Below are 16,832 nucleotides of genomic sequence, written 5' to 3'. Positions count from 1 at the left end.
TAATGGACGAGGATATCGAGAGACGAGCCAGAGAGGCAGCAGAGATAAACGCCCTCTACAACGCGCTGAAACACGACAGCGACGCACAGGTCGATGCAATCATGGGGCCGTTGATGGGCGAAAACCCCGAATTTCGGGAGTTCGGCGACCAGATTCGGGGCGCCATCGCGCCTGTCGTCGAGCGAGTCAACGGGATGGGTCAGGAGGAACGCCGCGAGCGGCTGGCAGAGCTCGCCCCAGACCAGCTCGACGAACTCGAATCTGAGGACGAGGAAGACGACCAGAGACTCCCCGAGCTACCGAACGTCGAGGAGTACGACCAGGTCCGGATGCGGATGGCTCCGAACCCCAACGGACCGTGGCACTTGGGCAGCGCTCGGATGCCCGCGGTCATCGGGACCTACAAGGACATCTACGACGGCTGGATGCTCTGTCGGTTCGACGACACAGACCCCGAGACAAAGCGACCTGACCTCGACGCCTACGACCAGATTCTCGACGCCGTCGGCTATCTCGGCTTCGAGCCCGACGAGGTGCTTCGCGCGAGTGACCGCCTAGATATCTACTACAGTCACGCCCGCGACCTCATCGACGAGGGTGGTGCCTACACCTGTTCGTGCCCTCAAGCCGAGTTCTCCGAGATGAAAAACGCCGGTGAGGCCTGTCCCCACCGCGACAAGGACACCGAGACGGTCCACGAGGAGTTCGAGGCGATGGTGGCCGGCGAGTACAGCGAAGGCGAGATGGTCCTCAGGGTGAAAACAGACATCAAGCATAAAAACCCCGCGCTCAGAGACTTCGTCGCTTTCCGGATTATCGAGACACCACACCCACGAGAGGAGGCAGCCGAATACCGGTGTTGGCCGATGCTTGACTTCCAGAGCGGTATCGACGACCACCTCACCGGCGTCACGCACATCATCCGTGGCATCGACCTGCAGGACTCGGCGAAGAAACAGCGCTTTGTCTACGATTACTTCGGCTGGGAGTATCCCGAGGTGGTCCACTGGGGTCACGTCAACGTCGACGGCTACGACGTCGCGATGTCGACATCGACTATCAAAGAACTGGTCGATTCCGGCGAACTCGACGGCTGGGACGACCCGCGCGCGCCGACACTCGCCAGCCTCCGGCGGCGCGGCATCCGCGGCGAGGCAATCGTCGACGCGATGGTCGAACTCGGCACATCCACCTCGAACGTCGACCTCGCAATGTCGGCCATCTACTCGGAGAACCGCGAGCGTATCGACGACGAGACCGACCGTGCGTTTATGATTCGCGACCGCGACGACGGTGGGGCCGTCGAACTCCCTCTCTCGGGTGGGCCAGACGCCGGCCACCCACCGATACATCCCGAACACGACGACCGCGGGCGACGCGATATCCCGGTCGGCGCGGGTGTCATGCTCGAAGCCACTGACCTCCCTCAAGAGGGAGAGCGGGTCTGGCTCAAAGGCTACGGCTGTGTCAGATACACCGGCGAGGGACTCGAATACGTCGACGCCGACATCGACGTGACCCGAGAGGACGACGTGGCTATCGTCCACTGGGTCCCGGCCGAAGACAACCGAGAGGTCCTGATGCGAACCCCGGACGGAGACGTGACTGGGTACGCAGAGTCGACACTCGAAGCGTACGAAGCCGACGAGTTGCTCCAGTTCGAGCGCGTCGGGTTCGTCCGTGTCGACGGCCACGACGACGGGCGGACGACCGTCTACTTCGCACACAACTAGCCCAGCGGTTGAACATTTAAGTATCAGCCCGGTCTGTAGTTATCTAGTTATGGCAATCGACCCGGAGTTCGAGGACACGTACACGGAAGTAGACCGACACGACGGCCACCGCGTCTGGACACCCGATGGCGAGGAGACAACACAGGAGAAACAGGGCATCCACGGCACCCACGTCGCGGTAGATTTCGACATCTGTCTCGCGGACGGGGCCTGTCTCGAAGACTGTCCAGTCGACGTGTTCGAGTGGGTCGACACGCCGGGCCACCCCGAGAGCGAAATCAAAGCCGACCCCGCCCACGAAGACCAGTGTATCGACTGCATGCTGTGTGTCGACGTCTGTCCGGTCGACGCAATCGACGTCGACCCCAGCAGAGCGGGACGAATATAGCGGGAGAAAACCTCCGGGGGACTTACGAACCTATTTTTCGGCAATCCACTCGCGGGCTTCTGACAGGCTTTCGGTGATGTACGACCGGTGTTCGGACTCACCCATCCCTTCCATCAGCCGCTCGATATCCATCTCTGCGATGAGACTTTCGGGATGGACGACGCCGCTGTACATCATGCCGGCGTCGATGATGTCCGGTGCCCACTCCTCTTGTAGCCACGTTCTATCCTCTTTGGTGTGGGCTTCGATGCGGCTCGAATCGACAATCATCTTTGAAAAATCATTGTCCGCTGCGAACTCCAGCAGGGCGTTCGCGCCCTGGCGGAACTCCTCACCCGAGACGGTTGCTGTCCACGTGTGAATCACCGCGTCGATTTCTTCGTCCACCTCGATTTTGTAGGACTCGGTTTCCTCGATTACCCGCGTCATACCCTATCTTTCCCGTGGTCCGTATATAAAGCATCCTGTATCGCGACTGATGCGAAGGTCTCTCGCGACCACATTTCTTGCGAATCTGATGACAAAAGATTTAGTTCCTCCGTGTTATGGTGTCACGATAGGGCAGTGTTACATATGCACATGGTTACTCTTACCAAAGGAGTACCCGACTTCAGGGAGGGGAAGGTATCGTTCGACGAGGACGGCCACCTCGAACGCGGGAAGACACCCACAGTGATGAATCCAAACGACAAGGTCGCCCTCCAGGCAGCGCTTCAGACAAAGGTCAAACACGGCGGGCACGTCTCGCTTTTGAGCATGGGGCCGCCGGGGTACAAAGAGGTTCTACAGGAGGGGATGGCAGATGTGTACGCCGACGACCTCTGCCTGCTCTCGGACCGCGAGATGGGTGCGGCGGACACCTGGGCGACGGCGATGACGATTGCTACCGGCATCGAGATGCTCGACGAGGAGCCAGACATCATCTTCGCCGGGTTCAAAACCGCCGACGGCGAGACGGGCCATACCGGCCCACAGACGAACTGGTGCATCGACATCAACGACGAACTCACGGACCGGCCACTGATTACGCACGTCATCTCGCTGGATATCGACGAGGACACAAACACCGTGCGGGCGAAACGACTCGTCGAGGGCGACGTCTCCGAAATCGAGACCATCGAGACTGACTTGCCGGCGTTTATCGTCACCGACCCGGAGTTCGAGGCAAACTACCGCCGGGCGGAACACCGACTCCGATACAAGGACCTCCGCGAGCAGACACAGGAGCGGGCGGCGGCGCTCGACCTCGACGAGGACGTGACCGTCTGGGACCACGAAGCGCTCAATCTCGACCCAGATTTCATCGGCCTCGACGGGTCACCGACTATCGTCTCCGGCGTGGACCCGATTCCGAAGGGACCCTCCGAGCGCGAGGCGAGGGTGGTGACACCTGACGACGAGGATGGGATGGAAGCGGTGTTCGAGGAACTGAACGCGTTCGCGGCGGGTGATTGACGATGGTCGCTATCGACCCCACCGAACACGAGATTTCCGAGCTGGGACCCGAGGTCAACGGCATCGACGACGCCGCGGAGCTGCGGGAGATGCTATCACTCGAAGCCAGCGGCGAGGACAGAGCACCAGTCAAGACGCTTATCGAGAGTCGTATCGAGACACTGGAAGCCGGGGGAGAAGACGACCCCGAATCGGTCGACCTGACAGAACTGACCATCGCGGACATCGCGAACATGGTTCGGGACATCGACGACGGAGACTTGCTCCGTGACATCCTCGAACGCGAACGAGAGGGGAAAGAGCGGAAGGGGGCCATCTCACAAATCGAGAGCCGCATCGAGTCTGTCGAGGGAAGCGACGATGACGGCACGGAACTTGAGTACGAGCCGCCCGAAAAGAAGTACCCCGACCTCGACCATCCGACCGCCGACAAGCAGTACGTCGAAGGCGTCTCGGGCGAGTCCTATCGCGACATGTGGGTCTACTGTGAGACCCAGCAGGGCAGACTCATCGACGTTTCTAAGGAGATGCTCGGGCGTGCGAGAGAACTGATGGACGCATACAACGCCGACAACGCGGTGGCTGACGACACGGCATCCTACGGCGGCGACGAAGGTGGTAACACAGAGGAGGTGGTTGCGGTGCTCATCGGCGACGACGTTGCCGGCCTGGCCGAGGAGGCGATTGCTTACGGCGCCGACCGCGTGGTCTACCACGACGACGACCGACTCGCTCGGTTCCGGCACAAACCGTACACTGAGCTGTTCTGTCATATGTGTCGCGACTGGAGCCAGGAGTGGCGCGACTACCACGAACCTCGTTACAACATCTTCCCGGCGACCAACAACGGCAGGGACCTCTCGGCGCTCGTCCAAGGCGAACTCGACTCGGGACTGGCCTCGGACTGTTCAGACCTCTACATCGGGGCGGCGATGATTTCGAACCCCGCAAAGACTGGAAAACCGGGCGACAGCGTCGAGTTCGAGCGCGTCCTCCACATGCCCCGACCGGACTTCTCCGGGTTCGAATACTCGACCATCCTCTGTATCGACAAGCCGTTCCGGGATTTTCACCCCCAGGGTGCGAGCGTCATCCCCGGGACCTTCGAAGTGCCCGAACCCGGCGACCGCGAGGGCGAGGTCGTCGAACACGATATCGACCTGCCCGAGGACTGGTTCCAGGTCGAGGTCGTCGACCACGACCAACTCGAAGACGGCGTCGACCTCACGGGCCACGAGGTCGTCGTCGCGATGGGTCGCGGTATCGACCGCGTCGACCCAACGGAGGGCATCGAACTCGGCCTGGAGTTGACAGACCAGTTCGAGGACGCCGGCTTCGGCCTCTCTCGGGGCGTTATCACGGCGTCCTACGAGTTCGGGAGTCACGTCGAGGGATACATCACGGAGGAGCGCCAGATCGGCGAATCAGGTCAGGTGGTCGAGCCCGACCTCTACATCGCGGCTGGTATCTCGGGCGCAGTCCAGCACAAGGTCGGGATGGACGAATCCGACACTATCGTCGCAATCAACACCGACCCCGAGGCCGACATCAGGGGCTTCTCGGATTACTTCATCGAGGGTGACCTCTTCGAGGTGCTCCCCCGGTTCATCGAGGCACTCGAAGAGGGGACATTCGAGCGGGCGATTGCAGAGGTGAGTAGCGACTGATGACCGCCACAGTCCTCGACAGTCCACGTACCGACCAGACAGCCACAGGAGGGAGACAATGACTGAATACGAACACTACGAGGCAGTCGTCGTCGGGGCCGGTCCCGGCGGTGCCGCCGCCGCAGCAGCACTGGCAAAACAGGGTATCGAGACGCTTGTCCTCGAACGCGGCGCAGACGCGGGCGCAAAGAACGTCTCCGGGGGACTCATCTACGCCGAAGAGTGGGCTCCCTACACCATCGACGACCTGTTCCCCGGGTTCCGCGAGGCGGCCGCCGAGCGCCCGGTCGAGGAGTACTACATCCACAACATCGCAGGCGAGAACGTCAAGACGTTCGACCTCGACAGAATTCACCACAGGGGGACAGAGTGGTGTGACGCGGTGTTACGGCGACGGATGGACTCCTGGCTGGCCGAGCGCGTCCACGAGATGACACGCGAGACGGGCGGCGGCCTGCTGACAGACGTTCGCGTCAACGGCCTGCTCCGAGAAGGCGGGACCATCGTCGGCGTCACCTGTGACGAGTTGGACCCAATCGAGGCAGACGTCGTTATCGCCGCAGACGGCGTGAACTCAGAGCTCGCTCGCGACGCGGGCCTGATGGACTGGGACGACCCCGACGACTGGTTCCAGGGCGTCAAGGCGGTTGTCGACATGGAGCCCGAGGTCATCGACGAGCGCTTCGACGTGAGGCCCGAGACCGGGTCGGCACACCTGTTCTCGGGTGACCTCTTCGACGGCGTCCGGGGTGGCGGGTTCCTCTACACCAACGAAGACTCGCTCTCTATCGGGACTGTCTTCCACCTGGACTCGCTTGCAGACGAGCGAGCCGAGCCCCACGAGTTACTGGACAGTCTGCTCACCCATCCGTTGCTCGACCAGTGGCTACAGGGTGAGTACGAGGAACGAGAGTACGCTGCGAAACTGGTGCCTGACTCGAAGAGGGTCGCCCACCCGTCGCCACACCGTGGTCGTCTGCTGCTCGTGGGAGACGCAGCCGGACAGATGCAGGCCCAGGGGCCAATCATCAAGGGCATGAACCACGCCGTGACTGCGGGTGGCCTCGCGGCCGAGGCTGTCGCGGAGGCACAGACGCGCGGTAACGTGCGAGCAGCAGGCGCGCTCTACGAGCAAAAGCTCGAAGACGAGGGCGTGATGAAGCGTCTCAGACCGCGCCGGTACCGTGCGACGCGGTTTGTTTCAGAGAGCAGGCCGGTCAACAGGCTGGGCAGGACACTCGTCAACTCCCGACTCGGCGCGGCAGGGCTGAAGCTGTTCGATGGCCTGCTGGAGCGGTCGTTCAACTCGCCGTTCGTCCTCGGGATGATTCCGGATACGAAGATGACCTACGTGACGATACCCGAGCGCGTCGGGGAAGTGCTCGGCGACCCCGTCGACGGCGAGAGTCGGGTCGAGCCGCCCGAGCTCGACGACCGCATCGGCGACCTGACATACGACGTCGACGACCCACACATCGAAGTTCTCGACGATAGTTTCGAGGCTAGCGGGACCGCCGTCACTGCCTGCCCTGTCAGCGCGGAGGGTTTTGGCGGCGGCTGTTACCGGGAAGAGACTGTCCAGACCAACGGCGAGGCCGAGCGAAAGGTGAGTCTCGACACCCAGCCCTGCGTGGAGTGTGGCACCTGTGCGGTCGTCGCAGACACCCACTGGGAACACCCGAGTGGTGGCAAAGGCGTCCAGTTCGAGCAGGGGTAATTCGCCATGTCACGGACCGAGCGGTTCCACCAGCGGATTCACGAGACTGCAAATCGAGCGGCCGAGGACTGTGTGGCCTTCGAGCCCCCCGTATCGCCGCCGGACGAGGAACGTGCGACCGAGATTCTCCGAGAGGGAGTCGGCCCAGCCGTCTCGCTGTACGTCGAAGCGAAAACGGGGGGGTTGAACGTCTACTTTCCGCCCGAGGAGTACCGGGCCCTCGAAGCGTCGGTCAACGATTGGCTTGGGCTGTATGCCGCCTGCTACGGGGTCGATATGGAACCCGACGTGACCCTCCGGGTGGCCGCAGAACTGCTCGTCGATACACACAATATCAGCGATGTGGCACAGATACTGACTGGCGTCCCGGAACGCGCCTGAACAGCCTGCCGAGGGTGTCAACTCACCAAACTGTACCCAATTATTATAACCCGTGGCGTGGTATCTAGGACCATGACAGGAGTTACCAAACCAGAGTTCGCCCACGACAGCAGACGCGACATCTACGACTACGTCGAGAGACACGGCGCGATGGAGCCCGATGCGGTACGCGAGGCGCTGGGAATGGAACGGCGGGCGTTCGGTCACCACATGGCAATTCTCAAGCGCGACAGCGTACTCGAACAGCGACAAGGAAAGTTACGGGTCGCCTTCGAAGGTGGGGCCGAGGAGGAGTACACGGGCGGCGATATCTCGTTCACCATCCGGCAGGCCAGAGAAGAGGACCTGACTGGGCTGGTCGGCGCAATTCGCCAGGCCATCGGCGGGGGACAGTACGTGCGCGCAGAAACTGTCGCAGATGTGGTCGACAACGAAGGGGTACTGCTGCGACACAACGAAATCGAGTCACGCATCTTCTTTGTCGCCTGTGTCGGCGGCGAGGTCGTCGGCTGGGTCCACCTCAAACACGTCGACCTCGACAAACTGCGCCATACCGCACAGCTGACCGTCGGCGTTCTCGAAGAGTACCGCGGTAACAGTATCGGGAGCCACCTGCTCGAACGCGGGCTCTCGTGGGCAGCCAAACAGGAGTTCGAGAAAATCGAGAACGCGCTGCCAGCGACCAACGAGCGGGCTATCGAGTTCCTCAAATCACGCGGCTTCGAAGTCGATGCCGTCCGGGAGAACCACTACAAGCTCAACGGGAACTACGTGGACGAAGTCATGATGATGAAACAGCTCTAGTTCTCTCTGTTCGCTGCCCCTTCGGGTAGTTCCTCCGCGGCTGCTGTCAGCGCATCGGCGACGACTCCCTCCTGTCGCGAGCGAACGCGGGCGTGTCCCGCACAGACGTACTCGTTTTCGGTCCACGGAATGTGTAACTCGAAGGTCGCCTCGCTGTTACACCCCTCCTGTGTACACTCCATAAGACAGTGTATACTCCCGAGCGACTTAAACCAGGAGCTACAGGAGGATGACCACGACCATCACACCAAGGATGACGAGGCTGACGAGCACCTTCACGACCTTCTGGCCGAACGACTGGAGGACGACGACGACCGACGAGACCAGGCTACCGAGCAGGTCGCCGCGTCGTCGGTACTCGAAGGCGAAGACGGTGACAAACAGCCCGGCGAGCGAGACAGTTGGCCCCCAGAGAACGAACAGAACCGTACTCACGACGCCAGCGACGGTGGCGACTGTCGTCGACGCGCCGCTTACCTTCGCGGCGATGACCGGGCCGATGAACTGCGACGCGATGACGAACAACCCGAGCAGCGTCAACACGACCACCACGCTTGTCGAGGGAGCGGTAAAGCCCGTCTCCCACCAGTAGAGGTAGACACCCGCCAGCGAGAGCGGCATCTCGCCGGGTGTCTGTGGGAGTATCGAGGTGACGGCACCGGCGACCAGCAGGGCCAGCGCGAGGAGGGTGAGTGTCGACATCAGCAGTAGGTTCGGGCTCCTCGATGGTTAGTGTCACGGTCGCAAACTCAATTGCTTTCCGCGTCGTCGAGGTCGTACTCCCCGAGCAACGTCTCGACGACGCCACCCAGTGCACGGTTACAGGTCGAGGCGGCGTCGTAGTCGAGGTTCGCTGCAACGGTCTCGGCGGGACGTAATTGAAGACACCGCCCGACGAGCAGGCGCTCCTCACGTGCTAAAAGGGACGACTCAGGGCCGTCGACGAGTGCGGCCAGCGCGAGCGACCGAACCGGGCCGGGCGCTGTCTCGAAGATACCGGGACCGGACGCGACCGACACGAGGTGTCGCCGGCCAAACTCACTCACCTCGACTGTCGGCGTCGTCTCGACGGCGCGACAGACGGCACGGACGACATCGGTGTCGGCGTCAGCCAGCGCGTCCGGGAGCGTCTCGGGGAGGCGTTCGAGAAACCACTCTGTGTGTGTCGAGAGCAACTCCTCGCCTGCCGGCGAAAGCGGGCGGAGCATGATGACCGAGTGTTCGCCGCTCCGGCGGTTTCGCGTCGTCGATAGATGGACCGGTGCAAAGTCGTTCTGTCGCCAAAACGCGACGAGGTCGGCGGTCGCGCCGTATCCGACACCGAGCCAGTCGGCATCACTGTACTCCCGGGCGAGTTCATCGAGCAGCCGCGAGCCAAAGCCCACGGAGCGCACGTCCCCGTGTGTCGCGATGCGCATCACCCGGTACCCCAGTGTCTCGCCCGCCGAGCGGTCCCGGAGTTGGCTCGTGAGCACGTCGGGAATCATGTTCCCCCTGATACGCTCGCCCTCGTACACCCGCTTGCAGGTGTCAGGAGAGAGCCCGCCCTCCTGTGAGAGCAGTGCGACCGAAACCGGGTGACCGTCCTGAAAGAGCCCGTGGACGGAGACATTCGGCGCGTCGAGCAGGCGCATCAGGTCGTTGGGTTCGGTCCGGTAGTGTGCAAACACGAGCAACCCGAACACTTCCCGGAGAAGCGTCTCGTCGGCACACAACTGTTCGCTCGACAGCCGCCGGAAGGTCACAGATTCGGGAGACGCACCGGCGAGTACGCCGCTGACCGGCGGGTGGGCGTCGAGTGCCAGCGCCCGGAACGACCAGACCTCGACCGGGTCACCGGGCGCGTGCCGGACCGGTGTCGACAGTCCCACCTCGGTTACGTCGTGTTGGCCGTCACGCAGTCGCTCTCGGAACCGGACGGCGAACCCGCGGCCGGTCCCCTCGTAGCCGTGTGTGGTCGTGATGTACGCGACCGACGGGACGGCGAGTGTCGATTCGAGCCGGCGAACTGGGAGCGCAGCCGCCTCGTCGACAATCAAGCAGTCGGGAGAATCTAACGAGTCCAGGTCCTCGACGGGGACATACCGGACGGTCCCGTGGCTGTCGAGGACGCGGGGGTTGTCGTCTGGCCTCGCCCCGTCGAGACTCTCCAGCTCAGCGAGCAGCCCCTGAGCGTGCTCGATGAGCGTGGCGACGTTGCGGTACTGCGGCCCGGTGACGACGATATCGTGACCGGCGTGGGCGAGACTGGCGGCGGCGAAGCCGGCGATAGCTGATTTCCCCCGCCCGCGGTTGGCCTCGACGACGACCGCCTCGCCGGTATCGCACAGGGCTTCGAGCGAGTCGAGCGCCGCCCGCTGGTCGGCGGTTATACAGCGGTCGTAGGCCTCACCGGGAAACGAGTGGTCGGCCGAGCTGTCGCTTCCCTGGCGGCGCGCCGGCGGGCCGTACTCGACGAGGCCGTTGCGCTCGACGGTTCGCGTGTCCGCGTCGACTACTGCGACCCCTCTGTGTGTGTCGAGCGTGCCAGCCAGCCGCTTCCGGAACCATCCCGTCACGTCTGCCGTCTCGAACGGCGGGACGGCGAGGGTCTCGTCGAAGTCGTCGCGGCGCTCGCTCCAGGTATCGAGTGGCGGCGTAAGTAACACGAACAGCCCCCCGCCGTCGACGGTACCGACGAGTTGGCCGATGTGGTTCGGCTCACACCGCTCGTGACAGTCGAGGACGACCGCCGACCTCGTCGTTCCGAGGAGGTCGGCGGCCCTGTTGTAGCCGAGTGTCTCACACTGTAAGGAGTCTGCCGGACCAACGTAGCTGGTCTCGCCAAGCGGGAGGTCGACGCCGTCGAGTATCTCGGCGGCCAGCTCCCGCGTGTTAGCAGGCCTTCCAGAGAGAACGAGCAGCCGGCGCTGGTCGTCCTCGCGGGCCTGAGCCAGCAGAGCGCGCACCTGGTCTATCACTGTCGTATCCCCCCGTAACAGCCCCACCGTAGTTAAACGTGAGATATCGACCGGTAGGCTTTTTCGAGCCTGTCGAGCATGGACAGATATGACCGACCGGACCAGCTACGAGGCGGTATCGCCCCTCGACGGGCGGTACGCTCGCTACACCGAACCGCTCACAGCCTACGTCGGCGAGCGTGCGCTCATGCGTACGCGAGTCGAGGTCGAAGTAGAGTATCTCATCGCGCTGGCAGACCTCGACGTGACGCCGCTCGCTATCGACGAGCAACAGCGCGCTCACCTCCGTGCCCTCTATGAATCGTTCGACGCCGAGGACGCCGAGGTTGTCAAACAGCTCGAAACGACCGGGTACGGCGAATACGAAGCGACCAACCACGACGTGAAAGCCGTCGAGTACTTCATCCGCGACGGGCTGCCTGCGGGGCTCGACTGTGCCGAGTGGATTCATTTCGGGCTCACCAGCGAGGACGTGAACAACCTCGCCTACCGGCTGCTCGTCGGCCCCGCAGTCACGGAGGTGCTCGTCCCGTCGCTCCGAGAGGCCCGAGACGCGCTCGCGGCGATGGCTCAGGAGTACCGCGACCTGCCGATGCTCGCACGCACCCACGGCCAGCCCGCGACGCCGACCACCTTCGGCAAGGAGATGGCCGTCTACGCCTCGCGGCTCGGCCAACAGCTCGGTCGCATCGAGGCGGCGGCCGGATCGCTGTCTGGCAAGCTGGCGGGCGCGAGCGGAACGTACGCGGCCCACGATGTGGCGTACCCGAACGTCGACTGGCGGTCGTTCAGCCGCGCGTTCGTCGACGGCCTGGGGCTCGACCACGAGCCGCTGACGACGCAGGTCAACCCCTGTGACGACCTCGCCGAACTGTTCGACGCGCTCCGTGGCGCGAACAACGTCTTGCTCGACCTCGACGTGGATATGTGGCTCTATGTCTCTGACCGCTATCTCGGCCAAGAGGCCGTCGAGGGCGAGACGGGCTCTTCGACGATGCCACACAAGGTGAACCCAATCGACTTCGAGAACAGCGAGGGGAACCTCTCGAAAGCGAACGCAGACCTCGGCTTCCTCGGGGAGTATCTCACGCGCTCGCGGCTCCAGCGCGACCTCTCTGATTCGACCGTGAAACGCAATATTGGCGCGGCATTCGGTCACTGCCTCATCGGCTACGAAAAGCTCCAGACCGGCCTCTCGAAGGTCGTCCCCAACGAGCAGGTGATGGCCGAGGACCTCGAATCGACGCCGGAGATACTCGGCGAGGCCGTTCAGACGATACTCCGCCGCGAGGGCCACACCGACGCCTACGAGCGGGTCAAAACGCTGACCCGCGGGGAGGACGTGACGCTTGCCGATTTCCAGGAGCTGTTCGGAACGCTCGACGTTCCCGCGGAGGTTCGCGAGGAGTTGCAGGCGCTGACGCCGGCGGAATACACCGGCGTTGGCGCGAGTATGGTCGACGACATCGACGGCTGAGGCCGGGAGAAAACAAACGTTATCTCCCCACCCGCACATGCTCGGGGCATGAAGGTACTGGTGACGGACCCGATAGCCTCGGCGGGCATCGAGCTGCTCGAAGACAACGGCCACGAGGTCGAGAAGTCGTACGCGCTGAGCGACGAGGAACTGCTCGAAGCCGTCTCGGGCGTCCACGCGCTCATCGTTCGCTCGGGCACGGAGGTCACCCGAGAGGTCTTCGAAGCGGCCGAGGACCTCCTCATCGTCGGTCGTGCCGGCATCGGCGTCGACAACATCGACCTGGACGCGGCGACGGACAACGGCGTCGTCGTCGCGAACGCGCCCGAAGGGAACGTCCGCGCCGCGGCCGAGCACACGGTCGCGATGACCTTTGCCTCCGCACGTTCGATTCCTCAGGCACACGCCCGGCTCTCGGGGGGAACCTGGGCGAAAGGCGAGTTCCTCGGGACCGAAGTGAACGACAAGACCCTCGGCGTCGTCGGCTTCGGCCGGGTCGGCCAGGAGGTCGCCAAACGGCTCACCAGCCTCGGGATGGACGTGGTGGTTTTTGACCCCTACATCAGCGAGGACAGGGCCTCGCAGTTCGGCGCGGAGCTGGTCGAGAGCCTCGACGACTGTCTGCAGGCGGCTGATTTCCTGACGATTCACACGCCGCTGACCGACGAGACCGAGAACATGATCGGCGAAGCAGAACTCGCCCAACTCGAGGGTGGCTACGTCATCAACTGCGCCCGAGGCGGTATCGTCGACGAGGCCGCACTGGCCGAGGCCGTCGAGGACGGGATTCTCAAAGGGGCGGCAGTTGACGTATTCGCCGAGGAGCCGGTCTCGCCGGACAACCCACTGCTCGACGTCGAGGAGGTCATCGTGACCCCTCACCTGGGAGCGTCGACCGAGGCGGCACAGGAGAACGTCGCAGTCTCGACGGCCGAGCAGGTGCTCGCGGCCTTCGAGAACGAACCCGTCACGAACGCACTCAACGCCCCCTCCATCGACGAGAGTTCGTACCCGGCAATCGAGCCATACGTCGGTCTTGCAGACACCGCAGGAGAGATTGCCGTCCAGTTGCTGGACGGTCGCGTCGAGCAGGTGGAAGTCTCCTACGCGGGGGATATCGCGGACGAAGATGTCGACTTCGTGACCGCGAGCGCGCTGAAAGGCGTCTTCGAGCCCCTGGAGTGGCAGGTCAACGCGGTCAACGCCCCCCGCGTCGCCGACCAGCGCGGTATCGAGGTAATCGAGACGAAGACGCGACACGCCGAGGACTTCCAGTCGCTTGTTACCGTCACAGCGGGCAACAGCGACGAGAGCGTGAGCGTCTGCGGGACGCTCTTTGCCGGCGAAGACCCCCGCATCGTCCGCATCGACGGCTACCGCGTCGACGCCGTCCCACACGGGCACATGCTCGTCGCACGGAACACCGACGAGCCGGGCGTTATCGGCTTCATCGGCTCGGTACTCGGCGAAGAGGACGTGAACATCGCGGGCATGTTCAACGGTCGCGAGACGATTGGCGGCGAGGCGCTGTCGGTCTACAACCTCGACGACTCGGTCTCTGACCCTGTGCTGGCGCGCCTGGGAGAAGACGACCGGATTATCGAAACGCGATATATCTCGCTCGACAACGGCGAGTGAGAGAGCGACAGACAGTTAGTGACGGCACCGAACTAGCAGGTATGGACGTACGCAGGACCGCAGAGCTGACGCCAGCGACGCGGCGCGCTATCTTCGAGCGTTCGAGTGGAGTCGCCGCTGTCCGAGACGACGTTGCGGAGATACTCGACCGCGTCCGCGAGGCGGGTGACGTTGCGCTTCGGGACTACGCCGAGGAGTTCGACGGCGTCACCGTCGGGACAATCGACATTACTGACAAGGCAGAGCGGGCAGTCGACGCGGTCGACGACGACGTGCTTTCGGCAATCGAGACCGCCGCCGAGAACATCCGCACCTTCCACGAGCGCCAGAGGCCCGAGGACTGGCGCGAGGAGTTCGACGGCCGCGAACTCGGACGGCGGTTCAGGCCACTCTCTTCGGCCGGCGTCTATGCGCCCGGTGGGACTGCTTCGTATCCGTCGAGCGCGCTGATGGGTGTCATTCCAGCAAAAGTAGCTGGTGTCGACCACGTGGCCGTGGCGACACCGCCTGCCGATGAAATCTCGCCGGCCACGCTGGCGGCGATCGAAGTCGCCGGCGCAGACGCCGTCTATCAGGTCGGGGGTGCGCAGGCAATCGCCGCGCTCGCCTACGGAACCGAAACAGTCAACGCCTGTGACGTTGTCGTCGGCCCGGGCAACAAGTGGGTGACCGCCGCCAAGGCCGAGGTGCGTGGTGACGTAAACATCGACTTCCTAGCCGGTCCGAGCGAGGTGCTGGTCCTCGCCGACGAGACAGCGGACCCCGAGCTTGTCGCAAGCGACCTCGTCGCCCAGGCAGAACACGATACCGACGCTGCGGTGGCCGCTGTGACCGTAGACGAAGACCTTGCCGAAGCAATCGCCGCCGAGGCCAGCAGTCAGGCCGAGGAGGCCGCCCGTTCCGATGTCATTGAGGACGCATTCGAAAACGAGGCAAGCGGGGTCTTCCTCGCCCGGTCGATGAGCGAGGCGGCGCTCTTTACCGACGAGTACGCGGTCGAACACCTGTCTATCGTCGCCGACGACGACGAGGAGTTGCTTGCACGCATCGACAACGCCGGGTCGGTCTTCCTCGGGCCGTACAGCCCCGTCGCCGCGGGCGACTACGCCAGCGGCCCCAACCACGTGTTGCCAACCGGTGGAGAAGCCAAGCGAGTTGGCGGGCTCTCAGTCGAGACGTTCCTTCGCTCCTCGACTGTCCAGCGTCTCTCCGAAGGGGGGCTAGACGAGATAGCCGACGCCGTCACGACGCTGGCAAGAACTGAGGGCCTCGACGCTCACGCAGAGAGCATCGAGAAGCGACGTTAACGCCGAAGCGGCGGCACGGACTCGTAAGTGACCAGCCGCCAGAGCCACTCCATCGGGCCGAACCGGAAATATCGGAGCCACAGGACCGAGAGCGGTATCTGCACCAGCCAGATGATGACGACGAGAGAGAGCGCCTCGACGCGGGTCACCTGGCCGAACTGTCCGAGCCCGTGACCATAGAAAATAGTGGTCGCGACGACGGTCTGGAGTATATAGTTGCTGAAGGCGGTCCTGCCGACGGCCGCCAGCCCTTTGGTCACGACACCGTCAGCGAAACGTCGCGAGAACAGCATAATTGCGCCGATGTATCCGCCAGCGAGCAGGAAGCTCCCCCAGTAATTGAACTGCTGCCAGTAGAGAATCGAATCGATAGCCCACTCGTTGGCTTCGATAAAGGCGACCCCAGCCAGCGTCAGCGACAGGCCAGCGACACCGCCAGCGAGCATGAGTCGCCGATAGAACGTGGACGAGCGCTCGTTAGTGAGAATCCCCTGTTTGAACAGCGCCATCCCCAACACCATGGCCCCGGCGACCCGCCAGAACGTGTAGCCCAGATATCCCTGGGTCTGTCGTCGGAAGGAGGTCGACACCCGGTGGTCGAGTTGTTCGACCCAGCCGCTCTGGTAGGTCTCGATTTCGCTCTGGAGCACAGACGCGGCAGGGTCGAGCGAACTCGCGAGCTGGCTCGCTTCGCTCGTCAGAGCGACGGACACCTCGGTCAAGGAGGGTATCGCGAGGAGAACGACCGCGATACCGAGGAGACTCCGCACGTCGTGGTCGCGGAGAAAGACGACGAAAAAGGCAGTCACGCCGTAGGCGACGAGAATGTCACCGTACCACAGCGCGTAGGCGTGAACGAGTCCGAAGGCAACGAGCCAGCCCGAGCGTTTGAAAAACAGTGTAAGCGGCTCTTTCCCCTTTTTCTCGGCGTTTCTGGTAAAGAGCAAGAGGCCACCACCGAACAGAATCGTGAACAGCGTGATGAACTTCTGTTCGGCTAAGACGTGACCCACGAACCACGCCCAGTAGTTGGGACCCGTGAAGTCGCCGTACGCGGTCGGATTCGAGAGGACAATTTCCGGCATCGAGAACAGCCGGATGTTGATGACGAGGATGCCCAGTAGCGCGAATCCACGCAAGGCATCGAGCGCGACGATTCGCTCTGAGGGGGGAGTCGGGCCGTTCTCGGAACTCATCGGTAGTGCCCTCGGCGGTCGCCTGCTGGTTGTCGGCCCATCGGTCGCTCACGGCGGACGGCAGCGCGGTTTCCTGCGTGCCACATTCGTTATCTGTGCTGTCGCGTGG

General features: G+C 63.3%; 15 protein-coding genes. 10 read left to right on the top strand and 5 right to left on the bottom strand.

The annotated features are described in order from the left end of the window. Positions 1–2 precede the first annotated feature (2 nt). Both BLR34_RS07505 and BLR34_RS07500 read left to right on the top strand, forming a co-directional pair. Positions 3–1,733, top strand: a complete 1,731-nt coding sequence (locus tag BLR34_RS07505; RefSeq protein WP_092701492.1) for a glutamate--tRNA ligase — start codon at positions 3–5, stop codon at positions 1,731–1,733. A gap of 49 nt (positions 1,734–1,782) precedes the next feature. After that, positions 1,783–2,121 (top strand): 4Fe-4S dicluster domain-containing protein, encoded by a 339-nt coding sequence (locus BLR34_RS07500; RefSeq protein WP_092701488.1) that lies wholly within the window; start codon positions 1,783–1,785, stop codon positions 2,119–2,121. Positions 2,122–2,151: 30 nt separating this feature from the next. Here BLR34_RS07500 and BLR34_RS07495 read toward each other — a convergent pair whose 3' ends face one another. Beyond that, positions 2,152–2,550, bottom strand: a complete 399-nt coding sequence (locus tag BLR34_RS07495) for a hypothetical protein (RefSeq protein WP_092701485.1) — start codon at positions 2,548–2,550, stop codon at positions 2,152–2,154. Positions 2,551–2,694: 144 nt separating this feature from the next. Here BLR34_RS07495 and BLR34_RS07490 point away from each other — a divergent pair, with 144 nt between their 5' ends. From BLR34_RS07490 to BLR34_RS07470, 5 genes are all read left to right on the top strand, one after another. Then, positions 2,695–3,576: an electron transfer flavoprotein subunit beta/FixA family protein gene (locus BLR34_RS07490; protein ID WP_092701482.1), complete on the top strand. Its 882-nt coding sequence runs from the start codon at positions 2,695–2,697 to the stop codon at positions 3,574–3,576. A gap of 2 nt (positions 3,577–3,578) precedes the next feature. Further along, a complete protein-coding gene (locus BLR34_RS07485) occupies positions 3,579–5,243 on the top strand; it encodes an electron transfer flavoprotein subunit alpha/FixB family protein (RefSeq protein ID WP_092701479.1) in 1,665 nt (554 codons plus the stop codon). A 58-nt stretch (positions 5,244–5,301) separates the two neighbouring features. Then, positions 5,302–6,960, top strand: a complete 1,659-nt coding sequence (locus tag BLR34_RS07480; RefSeq protein ID WP_092701475.1) for an FAD-dependent monooxygenase — start codon at positions 5,302–5,304, stop codon at positions 6,958–6,960. 6 nt (positions 6,961–6,966) lie between these two features. After that, positions 6,967–7,341, top strand: coding sequence for a DUF8055 family protein (locus BLR34_RS07475; protein ID WP_092701472.1), 375 nt, complete (start codon positions 6,967–6,969; stop codon positions 7,339–7,341). Between the two features lie 72 nt (positions 7,342–7,413). Continuing rightward, a complete protein-coding gene (locus tag BLR34_RS07470; RefSeq protein ID WP_092701469.1) occupies positions 7,414–8,145 on the top strand; it encodes a bifunctional helix-turn-helix transcriptional regulator/GNAT family N-acetyltransferase in 732 nt (243 codons plus the stop codon). Here BLR34_RS07470 and BLR34_RS07465 read toward each other — a convergent pair. Genes BLR34_RS07465 through tmcA form a run of 3 tightly spaced genes read right to left on the bottom strand, consistent with a single transcriptional unit; the run spans position 8,142 to position 11,102 of the window. Next, positions 8,142–8,327, bottom strand: coding sequence for a DUF8014 family protein (locus tag BLR34_RS07465; RefSeq protein WP_092701465.1), 186 nt, complete (start codon positions 8,325–8,327; stop codon positions 8,142–8,144). The genes BLR34_RS07470 and BLR34_RS07465 overlap by 4 nt on opposite strands. A 37-nt stretch (positions 8,328–8,364) precedes the next feature. Then, entirely contained in the window at positions 8,365–8,847 is a 483-nt protein-coding gene (locus BLR34_RS07460) for a DUF456 family protein (RefSeq protein WP_092701462.1), read from the bottom strand. A gap of 47 nt (positions 8,848–8,894) precedes the next feature. After that, complete coding sequence (gene tmcA, locus BLR34_RS07455) at positions 8,895–11,102, bottom strand: tRNA(Met) cytidine acetyltransferase TmcA (protein ID WP_092701818.1); 2,208 nt, start codon at positions 11,100–11,102, stop codon at positions 8,895–8,897. A gap of 91 nt (positions 11,103–11,193) precedes the next feature. On the opposite strand from tmcA, the gene purB reads away from it, so the two are divergent. From purB to hisD, 3 genes are read left to right on the top strand one after another with little or no spacing between them, the layout of a single operon-like run. Then, complete coding sequence (gene purB, locus BLR34_RS07450) at positions 11,194–12,582, top strand: adenylosuccinate lyase (RefSeq protein ID WP_092701458.1); 1,389 nt, start codon at positions 11,194–11,196, stop codon at positions 12,580–12,582. 48 nt (positions 12,583–12,630) lie between these two features. Next, positions 12,631–14,220 (top strand): phosphoglycerate dehydrogenase, encoded by a 1,590-nt coding sequence (serA, locus tag BLR34_RS07445; RefSeq protein ID WP_092701455.1) that lies wholly within the window; start codon positions 12,631–12,633, stop codon positions 14,218–14,220. A 41-nt stretch (positions 14,221–14,261) separates the two neighbouring features. Further along, positions 14,262–15,527 (top strand): histidinol dehydrogenase, encoded by a 1,266-nt coding sequence (hisD, locus tag BLR34_RS07440; protein ID WP_092701452.1) that lies wholly within the window; start codon positions 14,262–14,264, stop codon positions 15,525–15,527. Here the strand turns inward: hisD and BLR34_RS07435 are convergent. After that, positions 15,524–16,723, bottom strand: a complete 1,200-nt coding sequence (locus tag BLR34_RS07435; protein WP_092701450.1) for a DUF418 domain-containing protein — start codon at positions 16,721–16,723, stop codon at positions 15,524–15,526. The genes hisD and BLR34_RS07435 overlap by 4 nt on opposite strands. Positions 16,724–16,832: the final 109 nt, after the last annotated feature.

Origin of the sequence: Halovenus aranensis, from assembly GCF_900100385.1 — an archaeon.
Classification (GTDB): Archaea; Halobacteriota; Halobacteria; order Halobacteriales; family Haloarculaceae; genus Halovenus; species Halovenus aranensis.
Note: the sequence above shows the minus strand (reverse complement) of the source record. Positions and strands in the feature narration are given on the sequence as shown.